Genomic DNA, 14,831 nt, shown 5'->3' with positions numbered 1-14,831 from the left:
GCCCTCCCGGTAAGGGTGATCCGTTATCAACAAGGTCTAAGACAGCCTGGCCTCCCGAGCGCCCGGAAAGCGCCGACGGCGGAGCGGAACCCAAGCTAGATGCGGTCCACGGGACCGTCAAGCGCGGCGGCCGGTGCCGGCGAGACGACGTCTCCGGGCGCTCGCCGCGGCGCCATGCTCCCGACCCCAGAGCCGGGCCGCCGACCGGTGGGCGGACTCGTACGCAGCGGCCATTCGATCCAGGGCCGCTGACGCCGCCTCGCCGCTCCCGAGAGCCACCGCAGCCCCGAACTCGCGGGCGAGACCGGCCTCAAGGCACCGGACGATGGTTCCGGCATCCGGGGCGGGGGAGAGTGTCTCGCGCAGGCCGATCGCCGGTCGGTGCGAGGGCGCTCCCCCCGGGTTCGTCGCCGCCCCGGGTCCCTCCAGGTCCGCCAGCGTCTGGCGATCCTCCAGAAGGATGGAGCCGTGCTGGAGCACGCCCCCGCAGCGGCGGCGCTGCGCGCTCCCCACCAGCTTGCGCCCGCCGACGGTGAGTTCCCCCGGCGCGGGCTCCAAAAAACAGGCCGCCGTTGAAAGCGCAATCGGCCCCGCCGTGCCGGGCGTCGGCGCGTCACCCCGCGGGAGGTCGTCGACGGGGACGCCGAGCGCCCGGAGTCTGTCCGCGAGCGCCCGGTGGAGGGTCCGCAGCACGGCCTTCGGCCCTCCCCACGCCCGATCCGGACAGGCGAAGGCGTACGTGATCTCGGGACCGTGGAAGACCGACCGGCCGCCCGTCGGTCGCCGGACGGCATCCACCCCCGGCCGAATGTCGTCGGGCGATTTCCCGAGCAGACGCGCAGGCGCCGGCTGATTTCGGCCCAGCGATACGCACCAGGGATCCCAGCCGTAGAAGCGCAGCAGCGTTCGCCCCTCGCGGGCGTACTCGAGCATTGACTCGTCGAGCGCCATGTTCCGCGCGCCGTCCGCCACGGCATAGGGCAGCACGACGCAGGGCGGCCCCCCGCGGCATGGCCGGCCGCCCCGGCCCATCACAGTTCCAGCGCCTCTCCGGGCTTCAGGATCACGACCTCGGCGGCGTCACCCACCCCGTCCACGAACCGCGCCGGATCCACGGCGATCAGCTCCCACGTGTCGTAGTGGTGGGGGATCGCGATCCGGGGCTGGATCATGTGGATCGCGCGGGCCGCATCCTCGGGGCCCATGGTGAAGTTGTCGCCGATCGGCACCAGCGCGACGTCCACCTCCCCCTTCAGCAGCTGCATGTCCAGGGTGAGGGCCGTGTCGCCGGCATGGTACACCCGCGTGCCGTCCACCGTGAGGAGGATGCCGGCGGGCGTCGTCGTGTACGCCTCCGCGCCCGGCGCATCGATCTTCCCGCCGTGAATCGCCGCGGTGAGCTTGACGCGCCCGAACGGGAACTCGTGCGCGCCCCCGATGTGCATGGGATGCCCGTTCTCGTGCCCCTGCACCTCTCCCGCGTACGACACGATTTCGTAGGTGGCGATCAGCTGCGCGTTCGTCGCCTTGAGGATCTCCCACGTGTCCGCGATGTGGTCGCCGTGCCCGTGCGTCAGCAGGAGATAGTCCAGACGGTCGAAGAAGTGCTCCGGGCCGACATCGGCGATGGGGTTGTCGGTCAGAAAGGGATCGATGAGGATCCGCGTTCCGTCCGCCGTCTCGATCTCGAAGCAGCTCTGGCCGTGGAATACGAGTCGTGCCATCTCGGGTCCCTCCGGGTTTTCGGTGGCCGGCCCGGGGGGGCGGCCGCGGTGACGAGTCCTACGCCTCTACCATCTCGTAGCTCTCGAGCGGGGGACACGCGCACACGAGATTCCGGTCGCCGTGGGCGTTGTTCACCCGCCGCACGGGCGGCCAGAACTTCCATTCGCGCGTGGACGGGGCCGGATAGGCCGCCGCCTGCCGGGCGTAGGCGTGGTCCCACTCGTCGGCCGCGACCATCGCGGCGGTATGGGGGGCGTTCTTCAGCGGGTTGTCCGCCTTGTCCCAGATCCCCAGTTCGATATTCCGAATCTCGCCGCGAATCGAGATGAGGGCGTCCACGAGCCGATCCAGTTCCCGCTTCGACTCGCTCTCGGTGGGCTCGATCATGATCGTGCCCGCCACCGGGAACGACATCGTGGGGGCGTGGAATCCGTAGTCCATGAGTCGCTTCGCCACGTCCTCGTCCGTCACGCCCGTCCCGCGCCGAAGGGGCCGCATGTCGAGGATGAACTCGTGGGCCACGCGCCCCTTCTCACCGCGGTACAGGACCTCGAAGTGCTCGCTGAGCCGCGTCGCCATGTAGTTCGCGTTCAGCACCGCAACCTCCGTCGCCGCGCGGACGCCGTCGCGGCCCAGCATGGCGACGTAGGCCCACGAGATGAGGAGGATGGAGGCGCTGCCCCAGGGCGCCGACGATACGGCCGGGATCGCGGACTCGCCGCCCACCTCGACGAGTGGGTGTCCGGGCAGATAGGGCGCCAGCTCCTCGGTCACGCAGATCGGGCCCATTCCGGGCCCGCCGCCTCCGTGCGGGATGGCGAACGTCTTGTGGAGGTTGATGTGGATGACGTCGGCCCCGTAGTCGCCCGGTCGGCAGAGGCCCACTTGGGCGTTGAGGTTCGCGCCGTCCAGATACACGAGCCCTCCGTACTCGTGGACGATGTCCGTGACCTCCCGAATCGCGGACTCGAACACGCCGTGCGTCGACGGATACGTGATCATCGTCGCCGCCAGCCGGTCCGCGTGCCGCGCAGCCTTCGCGCGCAGGTCCTCCACGTCGATGTTCCCATTCTCGTCGCACTTGACGACGACGACCTTCATCCCCGCCATGACCGCGCTCGCCGGGTTCGTGCCGTGGGCCGAGGACGGGATCAGGCAAACATCCCGGTGCTCCTCCCCCCGATCCTCGTGGCGGGCGGCGATGACGAGCAGGCCGGTGTACTCGCCCTGCGCCCCGGAGTTCGGCTGGAGCGAGCACGCGGGGAGTCCACTCATCTCGCACAGCCAGCCCTCCAGCTCGTCGAACAGACACCGGTAGCCCTCCGCCTGCTCGACGGGCGCGAACGGGTGGAGCGAGCCGAATTCCGGCCACGTGACCGGGATCATCTCCGACGTCGCGTTGAGCTTCATCGTGCACGAGCCGAGCGGGATCATGCTCGTGTTGAGCGACAGGTCGCGCATCTCCAGGCGGTGGATGTAGCGTAGCATCTCGGTCTCGGAGTGATACCGGTTGAAGACCGGGTGCTCCAGGTAGCCCGATGTGCGCGCGAGATGCGCGGGATAGGCGGGCTCCGGCGCCTCGGACACGACCGCCTCCGCCGTCAGTTCGGGTCCACCCTCACCCCGGAAGACGGCGAGCAGATCGTCGATATCCTCGCCGCGGACCGTCTCGTCGAGCGTGATCCCCACCGTCCCGTCCTCGAAATCCCGCAGGTTGATCCGGCGCTCGAGCGCGCGGGACAGGATGTCGGCCGACGTGAAGCCCGAGGGGATGACCTGCAGGGTGTCGAAGAAGTGCTCGTGAACGATCGTGTGGCCGAGCCGCTCCAGCCCCCTCGCGAGCGCCCACGTCAACTTCCGGACGCGCGTCGCGATCGCCCGGATGCCTTCCGGCCCGTGGTACACGGCGTACATGCCCGCCATGATCGCGAGCAGCACCTGGGCCGTGCAGATGTTCGAGGTGGCCTTCTCGCGGCGAATGTGCTGCTCCCGCGTCTGGAGGGCCATCCGGAGCGCCGGGTTCCCGTCCGCGTCGATCGAGACACCGATGATGCGTCCCGGCAGCTTCCTCTTGAACGCGTCGGTCGCGGCAAGATACGCCGCGTGCGGGCCGCCGTAGCCCATGGGGACTCCGAAGCGCTGCGAGTTGCCGACAGCGATATCCGCGCCGAACTCGCCGGGCGGGGCGAGCAACGCCAGGGCGAGCAGGTCTGCCGCGACGACGACTCCGGCACCGTGCTCGTGAAGTGCCTCACACAGGCCGCGGTAGTTCACGGCCGCGCCCTCGGTCGTCGGATACTGGAGGAGGGCGCCGAACGCCACCCCCGGGCTGTCGAGTTCGAGGTCTCCCTGCCGGAAGAGCCGCACGTCGATGCCCAGCGGGCGGGCGCGGCCCCTGACCACCTGGACCGTCTGGGGGTGACAGGCCTCGGAGACGAGAAACACGTTCCTGTCGCCGCGTCCCCGGGCGCCCCGGAGCATGAGCATCGCTTCCGCCGCGGCGGTTCCCTCGTCCAGCAGCGAGGCGTTCGCGACCGGGAGGCCGGTGAGGTCGATCACCGTGGTCTGGAAGTTGAGCAGGGCCTCGAGCCGCCCCTGCGAGATCTCGGCCTGATACGGTGTGTACTGCGTGTACCAGCCGGGGTTCTCCATAATGTTCCGGAGGATGACACCGGGCGTCAGGGTCCCGTGGTATCCCAGCCCGAGATAGGACCTGTGGGGCCGGTTGAGGCGCGCGAGTTCCGCGGCCCGATCGAGGAGCCTTCTCTCGCTCACCGCCTCGGGGAGCTCGAGGTCGCGTCCGAGGCGGATCATTTCGGGCACCGTCTGGTCGACGAGCTCGCCCATGCTCGCCACGCCGACGACATCCAGCATCTCCTGGATCTCCGCGGCCGCGGGTCCGATGTGGCGCCCGGCGAACTCGCCGGCAGGTTCCATCTCGAGCTGCATGTTCAGAAGCGTACCGTCCGTCAGCCTTCGTCGGCGTCGGCGAGGAGCGCGGCGTACTGCTCGGCGGTGAGAAGGTCGTCGAGCTCGGACGGCGACTCCGTCGCGAGGCGGATCATCCAGCCCTCGCCGTATGGGTCACTGTTGACGAGCGCGGGATCGGTCTCCAGGGCGTCGTTCACGGCCACGATCTCTCCGGCCGCGGGGCAGAAGAGTTCGGAAACCGTCTTCACGGCTTCGACCGTCCCGAACGCCTCCATTCGTCCGAACTCCTCGCCGGGCGCCGGGAGTTCCACGTACACCACGTCCCCCAGCTCGCCCTGGGCGAAGTCCGTGATCCCGATGAAGACCTCACCTTCCACATCTGATTCGCGCACGTACTCGTGCTCGGGCGTGTACCTGAGGTCTTCCGGGATGTCCGTCATTTCGTCCCTCGCGTGGTTCGGACCGGGCGGTATGGGGGCGGCGACGGGGAGAATACCCGAGCCGCGAGCCGGGCGTCAAGGAAGCCGCCTGCGGCGTGGTTTCCTCGCCATCCTGCGGCGTTTCCGCGCGTCTCCCGCGCTCTCGCCGGGCAGGCGTTCCACGACATCCACGCCGCCCATGCAGACGAGGCCGCTGATCCGGATCACCGGTGCGTCCCGTGCCGGCGGGGTGCTCGGTTCGGGCATGGTCACGCCCCCCATCAGCGCGAGCCCACCCCATTCCACGCGGACGCCCGGCGGGACGACGATATCCACGCCTCCCATCAGCGCGAAGAGTCGGACGGAGACCTCGGCCGTCGCGAACGCCGCCTGCCGTTCCCGGGGTGACAGCGATCTGGCCGGGGGTCCGGCGTCCATCGCATCCCTGTTCGTCATCGTCCCCCCTCGCCGCAGCGTAGTCGGGGTGATCCTCGCGTCGCACGGATACCCCGGCAAGACGACAAACTTGCAGCTTCGCCCCACGCGTGGCATCATGCGCTTTGTTGTTCGTTTTGGGGCCCTATTGTGAACTTCTGAAAGGAGGTGATCCAGTGTCTGAAGGATGTAGAACCGGGTCTGACTCGGCATGGGCAAGCGATCGCCTCGAGGCAGCGTAACCGGTCCTGAACCGGTGGCGCTCGAGACATGCGCCGACCTGAAGCTTGCGGTGCCTTGCCGGCGTCGCGTCGAGTCAGGTTTCGGACAAGACAGAACCGGCCGCGGGCTTCACGCTCGCGGCCGGTTCTCTTTTTGCACTCCACCTCACGGTTGAGATGCCGCTATTCAGCAAGTACAGCGGGGCCGGCAACGATTTCGTCATCGTGCGCGGCGAGGAGCTGGGACTCCGGGATGCCGGAACCCTGGCCGCGGTCCTCTGCCCGCGGGCGTCGGGCGTCGGGGTGGATGGACTGATCACGGTTCGCAGCCTGAGTGAGGAACTGGTCCGCCTCCGCTTCTTCAACCCCGACGGCTCCGAGTTCTCCACCTGCGGCAACGGGTCGCGTTGCGCGGCCCGCTACGCGGTGGACCGGGGCCTGGCCCCGGCCGACCACGTGCTGGTGACGGACGACGGAGAGATCGTGGCCAGAGTGCGGCCCGAGGGCGTCGCGCTCGAGTATGCGCTCGATGCGCGTGTGGAACGGGAAGTTCGGGCGGCGGTCGGGGGAGAGAACCGCGACGCCTGGCTCGTGCGCATGGGCACCGCGCACCTCGTGGTCCCGGTGCCCTCCGTGGAGGTGGAGGATTTCGAAGCTGTCTGCCGGCCTCTCCGCTGGCTGGAGGCGCCTGGTGATGGCGGCGCCAACGTTCACCTCGTCGCGCGCGCGGACGGGGCCACCTTCATCCGCACCTTCGAACGCGGGGTCGAGGCGGAGACGCAGGCCTGCGGTAGTGGCTGCATGGCGGTGGCTTTCGCGCTGCGGAATGCGGGCGAGGCCGGAGAGCGCGTCGAACTCGTGGTTCGATCCGGCGCGGTGCTCGCGGTGGAATTTCTCGATGCCGGGCGGATTCGCCTGACCGGACCCGCCGCTTTCGTCTTCGATGGCGTCTTTCCCGAAACGCTGCCCTGAGTCGGGCCGGCCCGGGATCGCGGCGGCGCTCCTGGGCTGGTTCGATCGGCGGCGGCGTGACGTCCCATGGCGTGGCGAGCGTGACCCGTACGCGATCCTCGTCGCCGAGGTGATGGCGCAGCAGACCCGGCTCGAGACCGCCATCCCCTTCCATCGCCGCTTCATGGAACGCTTTCCGGACGTGCAGGCCCTGGCCGCGGCGGACGAGGACGAGGTCCTCAAGGTCTGGGAGGGGCTCGGCTACTACGCACGCGCCCGCAATCTGAGGCGTGCCGCGCGGCTCGCGGTCGCGGAGTACGGCGGCCGGCTTCCGGACACCGCGCCCGAACTGCGGCGGCTTCCCGGGGTGGGTCCGTATACGGCGGGGGCGGTGGCCAGCCTGGCGTTTGGACGGCGGGAACCCGCGGTCGACGGGAATGCACGTCGCGTACTATCTCGTCTCAACGACCTCGAGGCGCCGACGCCATCGTCGCTCGACGGTGCCGCGCGCACACTCCTTCAGGATGCCCGCGACCGGCCGGGCGCCGTGAACCAGGCGCTGATGGATCTCGGGAGCGGGGTGTGCACACCCCGGCGGCCGCGGTGCGAGGAGTGCCCGCTCTCACCGCGCTGCCTCGCCCGGCGTCGGGGGACGATCGCGCAACGCCCACCGCGGCGTTCGCGGGCGCACCCGCCCGAACGGGTCGAGGCGGCCGCGGTCGTGCACCGGGACGGCCGCATCCTCGTGCTGCGCCGACCGGCGGAGGGGCTGTTGGGAGGCCTGTGGGACTTCCCGTCGATTCCGCTCCCTCCCTCGGCGACGCCCCGGACGACGCTCTCCGAGGGGCTCCGGGAGAAATTCGGGCTGGTCTGTCGCGTCGGTGACGAGATCCGAAGCGTGCGCCACGCGTTCAGTCACTTCCGGCTGCGGCTCGTCGTCCATCGGGCCTCGTGGGTGGATGGCGAGATACCGCCGGAGCTGCGTCACCGCTGGATCCGGCCCACGGAACTGGCCGACCTCGCCTTTCCCGTCTACCAGCGCCGCTTCATCGACCGGGATCTGATCACGTAAGACGCTATCCCCTGCCGCTTCACCCGGGGATCGGCGGCGGTTTCTCACCCGCCTCCTCCAGGTAGGAGAGGTAGGCGCGGATCGTGAGGTGCGCGGCCCGGTGGTGGGACGCCGGCAGGTTGCCGTAGACCCCTGCCCGGATCTGCTCGAGCGTACGCGCGCCGGATCCGAGGGCGGCGCGCACGAGAGCCACCCGGTCGAGTCGGTGGGCGCGACACGCCTCCAGCCGAGCCGATGCGTCATCCACCGCGGGCCCGTGACCCGGCAGGAGTCGGGTGGGACGCAGTGCGGCGAGGCGAGCCAGACTCGCGAGCCAGGCGCTGACCGAGCCGTCGGGATGGACGATCATGCTGCTCCCCTCCCCCAGCACGAGGTCGCCGGTGAACAGGATGCCATCCGGCTCGAGGAGATAGCAGAGGTGGTCGGCCGAATGGCCCGGCGTCGCCAGCGCGCGAAGCCGGAGATCGCCGCCCAGCGCGATCGCCTCGTCGTCCGCGAGCGGCCGGCCGTCCCGCCCCAGTCGGCCCAGCGTGACGGTCGAGCCGCGGAGTTCGCCCCAGCGCCTGGATGCTTCGGCCGCGGCCGCGGCGTGGTCGGCGTGCGCGTGCGTGAGGCATACGGCGGCCACGTGCCTCCCGCCGACAACCGCTTCGACGCGGACGAGATGCGCCTCGTCCCGCGGGCCGGGGTCCAGCACGACGAGGGGTCCGGCACCGATGACGTACGTCTGCGTGCCGGTCAGCGTCAGCGCGCCAGGGTTGTCCGCGCGGATCGCGGTCACGTGCGCCCCGCGCCGGGCGACGCGCGGGTCGGGAGGCGGGGGGCTCAAGGGAGTTCGTCGTAGCCCGGGTCGCCGGGCGCCAGCGGCCGGACACCGGATCCACCCGCCCGGAGCTTGACGAGCGCGGGCTCCACCGCCACGTCGCCGAGTCCGTCCAGGGCGGCCTCGAGCGACGCGAACCCGGCCAGCCGCTCGATGGTTTTCATCGTCGGGAAGAGCATTGGCAGCCGACCGGCCGTGAACCCGCGCAGGGCATCGTCGGGCGTCACCCACAGCGCCCGGTCGTGCTCGGCGGTCAGGCTGATGGGCCCGAGTGGATCGAGGACCGGGAGCAGGAAGAACCGCGTGTCGAAGCGCAAAGCGAGGTTCGTGGGCGTGATCCAGCGTGCGAAATAGGCGATGGACTCCGAAGAGAAATCGAAGTGCAGGCGCTCGGCGAGCCGAGAGAACCTCGTCTGGTCCGCCAGCAGCGCCCGGCGCGCTTCCGCAAGGCCAGACGCGTCTCCCGGCCGTGTGGATGCGGGGAGGATGCCCGTTTCCTCGAACAGTTCGCGCAGAGCCGCCACGCATGCCGTTGCCTCGCCAACGGGCGGAAGCCTGCCCGCCCACGTCGGTGAGGCATCGTCCGCCTCGATCACGCCTCCGGGGAACACGTACGCCCCCGCCGCGAACCTCGATTCCATGGGCCGCTGGAGGAGCAGGAACTCCAGGTGAGGCGGTGCCGGGCGCGCGACGACGATCGTCGCGGCGGGCCGCGGCACGACCGGGGCGGCGCTCAGTCGAGGATGCGCAGCGGCATCACGAGGCAGAGATAATCCGGCTCGCCGCTGGCGGGCTGGAAGGTCGCCGCGCGTTCCGGCGCCTTGAACGTTATGCGCACGTCATCATCGGGCATGTGCCGCAGGACCTCGAGCAGGTACGTGGCGTTGAACCCGATGTCGATGTCTTCTCCCTCGTAGTCGAGCGAGAGCATGTCCTCGGCCTCGCCGAGGTCCGGGGTCTGAACCTTGAAGTTGAGGCCGCCGTTCGTGAAGGACAGACGGACGCGTCTCGTCGGGTCTTCAGCCATCACGGCGACCCGCCGCACCGCGGTCTCGAGCGCCGCGCGGTTCACCGTCGCTACCTTGTCGTTGTCCTTCGGGATGACTTGGTCGAAGTTCGGATACGGCCCTTCGATGAGGGAGGTAAACACCTCACGGCCGGCGGACCGGAACGCGAGGTGGTTATCCGATCGGGTGATCTGCAGGACGGCATCCGACGGATAGAGTTTCTGCACCTGGTTCAGGGCTTTCGGGGGGATGATCAGGTCGACTTCGGTCGGCACCCCGCCGCCGTTCAGCTTCTGCGTAATCTTCGCGAGTCGATGGCCGTTCGTCGCGACCATCACGGTCTCACCCGCACGCAGTTGCCAGAGTATCCCGTTCAGAATCGGACGGCTGTCCTCCGTCGACACCGCGAAACTCGTCTTTTCGATCAGCGTCTGCAGTTCCCCCGCCGACATCTCCCAGGCCACTCCGAAGTCAATCTCCGGAAAGTCCGGAAACTCATCCGGCGCTTGCCCATAGAGCGTGAACCGACCGCGCCCACAGGCGATATCGACCCCGGTTCCCGACTCTGCGCCCCCGGGCCCGGAGGATGAGAACTTCACCGGCGCATCCTCCAGGACGCGCGCAATCTCCACCAGTTGTCTGGCCGGCAGCGCTACCACGCCCGCTTCCTCCACCTCCGCGGGTACGCCGAGGGAGACGAAGACCGACATGTCCGTGCCGCTGAGCCGAACCGCGTCATCCTCCGCCTGGATCAGGATGTTCGAGAGTACGGGCAGCGCCGCGCGCGTCGGGACGGCGGATGCGCTCGCCGTGAGGCCCTTCTGAAGCGCCGCGCGAGTGATCGAGAATCTCATCTCAACTCCGGGATTCCGTTTCGATGTTTTCCACCGTTGGTTCTACGGGTGCGTATGATATCTCTCTCAACGTGGTAGTAGTAGGGCCCGTCCACGTGTCGAAAACGTCCCGATATGCGCGGGGGCATACGGTCTTTCGGGGATGTGCGAGCTGTCGATAATGCGGCATGGACGTGGAAGCTCCGCCGAAAATCCCGATGTCGGGATTGGCACCTGCGAGACTCGCGGCGGAAACCGGTGTGGTTGCCGACATTCTTCGGTGTGTTCTCGACGGGCCGGGCATCAGGTTCTGAACAACTCCTTCTGGAGTTGCAGGACGCGCGTACGAAGGAGGATGTCGGAGGCCATGTCGGCCTCGACCTTGTTCACCGAGTGGATTACGGTGGAGTGGTTCCTTCCTCCGAACAGGTGGCCGATGTCGGAATAGGGCAGGTCCAGGTGCGTCTTGATGAGGTACATCGCCACCTGCCGGGGGACGGTGATCGTCCGGTTGCGCCGCTTCGACATCAGCGCCTCGCTGGACACCCCCCATAACGATGCCGTGCGCTCGCGGACTTCTTCCGGCGATACCTCGATGGGCTCTTCCTCGGGCCGGGGGACTTCGGGACCGAGTGCCTCGCGGGCCATGTCGAGCGAGATCTCGCGGCGCGTGAGCGAGCTGAAGGCGAGGAGCTTGATGAGTGCGCCTTCGAGCTGCCGGACGGAGGTCCGCCGACTGCGCGCCACGTACTCAACGACATCGTCTTCGATCTCGATACCGTCTTCGAGCGCCTTCTGGCGGAGGATGGCGGAGCGGGTCTCCAGATCGGGCGGCTGGATGTCCGTGACGAGGCCCCACTCGAAGCGGGAGACGAGCCGTTCCTGAAGACCCGGGATCTCCTGCGGCGGCCGGTCGCTCGTGATGACGATCTGCTTCTTCGCGTCGTAGAGCGCGTTGAACGTGTGGAAGAACTCCTCCTGCGTGCCTTCCTTGTTCGCGATGAAGTGAACGTCGTCGACGAGGAGCACGTCGATGCGCCGATACCGTTCGCGGAAGAGCGCCGTCTGCCCTGTCCGGATCGCGTCGATCATCTCGTTCGTGAACTGTTCCGAGGGGATGTAGGCGACTTGGCGGTCCGGCAGGCGGGCGAGGATCGTGTTTCCGATCGCGTGCATCAGATGCGTCTTGCCAAGCCCCGTACCTCCCCAGATGAAGAGGGGGTTGTAGGTCGTCGCCGGGGCTGCGGCCACGCGATCGGAGGCCGCGGCCGCGAGTTCATTACTGCCGCCGATGACGAACCGCGCGAAGGTGTATCGTTCGTTGAGCGGTGCGGCCGATGGAATGCCGGCCCGTGGCGGGTCCGCAGCCAGAAGCGCGCCGAGGCTTGCCGGGTAGGGGTCTGAAACGTGGGGGAACTCGATCCGCTCCTCCGCACCGCGATGCTCAAACAGAAGTCGCAGGCGCGCCCCGAGTTCGCGTTCGGCGATGTCCCGGAGCAGGCCGCCGTACTTATCCTCCACCCACTCCACGGCGAACTTGGTGGGCGCGGAGATGATGAGCGTGTCGTCCGAGAGCGAGACCGCCTCCGTGGAAGCAAGCCAGGTGCGGTAGGTCTGCTCGGGCAGCAGGCCCTGCGCGGACGCGCGGATTTTGGTCCAGGCCTCGTGTGCGGTCAGCTCCATCGCGTCGCGCTGGCAGAGAAAAAAGACGGTGGGATGGGAAGCCCCATTTTAGACGAGCGCGGCGGCGGGTGTCAACGAGCGAGAAAGCTCCTCCGGGATCGGACGGCCATCCGCGGGCGCCGGAGTCGCCGCCTCCCGAATTGACACTATCCGGCATCGCGTCTAGACTTCCGGGCTCACCTCGAAGAGAGGGCAGCGACCGCAAAAGCTACGGGTGATCTGCGATGGGGAAGCCCACATACAGCAAGCCGACCAACAGGAAGCGCGTCCGCGATCACGGGTTCCGGGCCCGCATGAAGACCAAGGCCGGCCGTCGAACCCTGTCGCGCCGCCGCCAAAAGGGTCGGCGCCGACTGACGGTCAGTGACGCGTTCCGCCGCAAGCGACGAAGCCGCTAGTGCGGCGCGTCCGCGGGGGGGTTTCCGCCTCCCGCGCGCGGCGAGGCTGCGGACAACTCGTGACATACGGCGCACGATGCGTGAGGGCCGACGCAGCGGCGGCCGACTCGTCGACGTGTTCTTCGCCTCATCTCCCGCCGGGCGCCCGCGAATAGGGATCGTGACGCCGCGCCACGGCCGAACCGCGGTCGCCCGCAACCGCGTGCGGCGCCGGCTCTTCGAGATCGCCCGGATTCAGTTGCTGCCCGCTCTCGAGGCGCGGCGGCTTGACCTGGACGTGATCCTGCGGGCGAAACCGGCCGCCTATGAAGCCTCGTACCGGAAGCTGCAGGCAGTCCTGAGAGATGCCACGGAGATCGTATGCGCACGCTGATGATCGGTGCGATCCGCGCCTATCAGCTCGTCGTCTCGCCGTGGCTACCGCCGAGTTGCCGATATGAGCCCAGCTGTTCGGAGTACGCACTGACCGCGCTGAAGCGATTCGGGGCCGGCCAGGGGTGGTGTCTGGTGGTTCGCAGGCTCCTGCGTTGTCAGCCGTTCGGATCGTACGGGCACGATCCCGTACCACCACGGAAGCGTTGATGGAACGCCGTCTGCTCTATGCCATAGCGCTCATGATCGGGATCATGATCCTCTCGAACGTCATCTTCCCGCCCGTCGAACGCCCGCTCGAACCCGGCATTCCGGGGGACGAGACGACCGCGAGCCCGCAAGCCCCCGCAGGCGGCGAGGAGCCCGAGCCTTCGGGCGCGGAGAGGGCCGCGGAAGAAATGGCGGCCGCGCTCGCGGAACCCGAGGAGATGGAGGTCCCCGGCCAGGAAGAGGCGCCGGCACCGCGGGCCGGCGAGACGGTCATCGTCCGCTCCGACCTGTTCGAATACCGATTCGACACCCGCGGAGCCCGGCTCGTTGGCGCCACGATGCTGGAGTACGAGAACTTCGCGTCGGGTGGACACCTCGGCGCGAACGTGGAGTTGATCCGGCCCGATGACGCGATCCTGACGTACGGCGTCACGCTCAGAGGGGACACGGTGTCGCTCGCTTCGGTCGTGTTCGACGCCTCCGCGACGCGCCTGGACGTCACCAACGGGCCGGCGGAGCTGACGTTCGAAGCCCCCGTCGGCCAGGTCACGTTCGACGTTACCTACCGCTTCCAGCCGGATGACTATCGGATCGAAGCCAGCGGGGGTCTGCGCGGACTCGGCGAGGTGGGGCATGCGCTGCTCATCGGGCTCGGGCGCGGGGTCGAGCTGAACGAGGCCGTGCCGCAGGAGGATCGGCGGGCGCGGGCGCTCGTCACGCGGAGCCGGTCCGGAGCAGATATCGGCGGAGCGCCTCGGTGGAGTGGACGACGGCGAATCGGTGCCCGCGGCCGGTGGTCCCTTCAGCTGGGTCGCGTCGAAATCGAAGTACTGGCTGGCGGCCCTGGTCACGCCCCCGAACAGCCCCGGCGTCGGCGGCGTCATGCTGCGGGGGGTCGCCGAGGAGGACGTGGCCGTCATGCAGGCGACGCTTCCCGTGCCGGCGGGCAGCGAGGGGTTCGAGTACGTCGCGTACATCGGACCGCAGGACTTCGAGCGACTGCAGGCGGTGGGGCAGGAACTGCACAACGTGAACCCCTATGGCTGGAGCTGGTTCCGGTGGTTCATCCGGCCCTTCGGGAACCTCATCGTCGCCGTGCTGATCTGGATGCACGAGTCGTTCGCGCTCGCGTACGGCTGGGTCCTGATCCTCTTCGGCGTCGCGTCCCGGATCGTCCTGTTCCCGCTCTACCAGATCTCGATGCGGCAGCAGATGAAGCAGATGGCGATGCAGCCCGAGGTCAAGCAGCTGCAGGAACGGTACAAGGGCGACGCGCAGCGGCTTCAGCAGGAGCAGATGAAACTGTACAAGGAACACGGGGTCAACCCGCTGGGCGGTTGCCTCCCGATGCTGGTGCCGTTCCCGATCCTGATCACCCTCTTCTTCGTGTTCCAGAATACGATCGAGTTCCGCGGCGTCCCCTTCCTGTGGCTTGCCGACCTTTCGCTTCGCGACCCACTCTTCATCGTGCCGGCCCTGATGGGGGGTTCCATGCTGCTGCTCGCCTGGATCACGCAGAGGGGCATGGAGACGAGCGGGCAGATGAAGATGATCTCGTACGTTCTCCCCGTGGTCGTCACCTTCTTCTTCGCCAGTCTCGCGGCGGGGCTGAACCTCTACTACACGGCGTCGAACATCGCCTCGCTGCCTCAGCAGCTGTACCTGTCGCGGGAGCGCCGCAAGGCGCAGCCGGCCGCCAGCCGAAAGAACAGCTAGCAACTACGGGCTGCCGGACGGGCCGCGGCGGAGTC

Annotated in this window: 15 protein-coding genes and 1 pseudogene; 7 read left to right on the top strand and 9 right to left on the bottom strand. The window is 68.5% G+C overall.

Going from position 1 to position 14,831, the window contains the following annotated elements; translation table 11 throughout:
- Positions 1-117: 117 nt before the first annotated feature.
- The 5 genes from ACOOHF_RS05875 to ACOOHF_RS05855 all read right to left on the bottom strand — a co-directional run bounded on the left by ACOOHF_RS05875 (position 118) and on the right by ACOOHF_RS05855 (position 5,531).
- The gene (locus ACOOHF_RS05875; protein WP_420463766.1) at positions 118-1,032 is read right to left on the bottom strand and encodes a lipoate--protein ligase family protein; all 915 of its coding nucleotides are present in this window, start codon (positions 1,030-1,032) and stop codon (positions 118-120) included.
- Positions 1,032-1,724: a metal-dependent hydrolase gene (locus tag ACOOHF_RS05870; RefSeq protein WP_419934092.1), complete on the bottom strand. Its 693-nt coding sequence runs from the start codon at positions 1,722-1,724 to the stop codon at positions 1,032-1,034. The genes ACOOHF_RS05875 and ACOOHF_RS05870 overlap by 1 nt, the downstream gene beginning before the upstream one ends.
- Before the next feature lie 58 nt (positions 1,725-1,782).
- The gene (gcvP, locus tag ACOOHF_RS05865; RefSeq protein WP_419934091.1) at positions 1,783-4,674 is read right to left on the bottom strand and encodes an aminomethyl-transferring glycine dehydrogenase; all 2,892 of its coding nucleotides are present in this window, start codon (positions 4,672-4,674) and stop codon (positions 1,783-1,785) included.
- 20 nt (positions 4,675-4,694) lie between these two features.
- Positions 4,695-5,096 (bottom strand): glycine cleavage system protein GcvH, encoded by a 402-nt coding sequence (gene gcvH / locus ACOOHF_RS05860; protein ID WP_419934090.1) that lies wholly within the window; start codon positions 5,094-5,096, stop codon positions 4,695-4,697.
- A gap of 75 nt (positions 5,097-5,171) precedes the next feature.
- Positions 5,172-5,531, bottom strand: a complete 360-nt coding sequence (locus tag ACOOHF_RS05855; protein ID WP_420463765.1) for a hypothetical protein — start codon at positions 5,529-5,531, stop codon at positions 5,172-5,174.
- 377 nt (positions 5,532-5,908) lie between these two features.
- On the opposite strand from ACOOHF_RS05855, the gene dapF reads away from it, so the two are divergent.
- Positions 5,909-6,703, top strand: coding sequence for a diaminopimelate epimerase (gene dapF / locus ACOOHF_RS05850; RefSeq protein ID WP_420463764.1), 795 nt, complete (start codon positions 5,909-5,911; stop codon positions 6,701-6,703).
- Entirely contained in the window at positions 6,675-7,754 is a 1,080-nt protein-coding gene (gene mutY / locus ACOOHF_RS05845; protein WP_420463763.1) for an A/G-specific adenine glycosylase, read from the top strand. Before dapF ends, mutY begins: the two co-directional genes overlap by 29 nt.
- Positions 7,755-7,773: 19 nt before the next feature.
- Here mutY and ACOOHF_RS05840 read toward each other — a convergent pair whose 3' ends face one another.
- From ACOOHF_RS05840 to dnaA, 4 genes are all read right to left on the bottom strand, one after another.
- Entirely contained in the window at positions 7,774-8,583 is an 810-nt protein-coding gene (locus ACOOHF_RS05840) for an MBL fold metallo-hydrolase (protein ID WP_420463762.1), read from the bottom strand.
- Positions 8,580-9,296 (bottom strand): NUDIX hydrolase, encoded by a 717-nt coding sequence (locus ACOOHF_RS05835; RefSeq protein WP_420463761.1) that lies wholly within the window; start codon positions 9,294-9,296, stop codon positions 8,580-8,582. The genes ACOOHF_RS05840 and ACOOHF_RS05835 overlap by 4 nt, the downstream gene beginning before the upstream one ends.
- Before the next feature lie 14 nt (positions 9,297-9,310).
- Positions 9,311-10,438 (bottom strand): DNA polymerase III subunit beta, encoded by a 1,128-nt coding sequence (gene dnaN, locus ACOOHF_RS05830; protein ID WP_420463760.1) that lies wholly within the window; start codon positions 10,436-10,438, stop codon positions 9,311-9,313.
- Positions 10,439-10,720: 282 nt separating this feature from the next.
- A complete protein-coding gene (gene dnaA, locus ACOOHF_RS05825) occupies positions 10,721-12,100 on the bottom strand; it encodes a chromosomal replication initiator protein DnaA (protein WP_420463759.1) in 1,380 nt (459 codons plus the stop codon).
- 224 nt (positions 12,101-12,324) lie between these two features.
- Here dnaA and rpmH point away from each other — a divergent pair, with 224 nt between their 5' ends.
- From rpmH to ACOOHF_RS05800, 5 genes and pseudogenes are all read left to right on the top strand, one after another.
- Positions 12,325-12,498, top strand: a complete 174-nt coding sequence (rpmH, locus tag ACOOHF_RS05820) for a 50S ribosomal protein L34 (protein ID WP_419934082.1) — start codon at positions 12,325-12,327, stop codon at positions 12,496-12,498.
- On the top strand, positions 12,464-12,871 hold the full coding sequence (locus ACOOHF_RS05815) for a ribonuclease P protein component (protein WP_420463758.1): 408 nt from the start codon (positions 12,464-12,466) through the stop codon (positions 12,869-12,871). The genes rpmH and ACOOHF_RS05815 overlap by 35 nt, the downstream gene beginning before the upstream one ends.
- Positions 12,859-13,080, top strand: coding sequence for a membrane protein insertion efficiency factor YidD (yidD, locus tag ACOOHF_RS05810; RefSeq protein ID WP_420463757.1), 222 nt, complete (start codon positions 12,859-12,861; stop codon positions 13,078-13,080). The genes ACOOHF_RS05815 and yidD overlap by 13 nt, the downstream gene beginning before the upstream one ends.
- Positions 13,080-13,667, top strand: a pseudogene (locus ACOOHF_RS05805) (YidC/Oxa1 family insertase periplasmic-domain containing protein); the annotation flags it as partial. The gene yidD and the pseudogene ACOOHF_RS05805, both read left to right, overlap by 1 nt.
- A 175-nt stretch (positions 13,668-13,842) precedes the next feature.
- Positions 13,843-14,796, top strand: a complete 954-nt coding sequence (locus ACOOHF_RS05800; RefSeq protein ID WP_420463756.1) for a YidC/Oxa1 family insertase periplasmic-domain containing protein — start codon at positions 13,843-13,845, stop codon at positions 14,794-14,796.
- Positions 14,797-14,831 lie beyond the last annotated feature (35 nt).

Origin of the sequence: Candidatus Palauibacter sp., assembly GCF_965216145.1 — a bacterium.
Classification (GTDB): domain Bacteria; phylum Gemmatimonadota; class Gemmatimonadetes; order Palauibacterales; family Palauibacteraceae; genus Palauibacter.
Note: the sequence above shows the minus strand (reverse complement) of the source record. Positions and strands in the feature narration are given on the sequence as shown.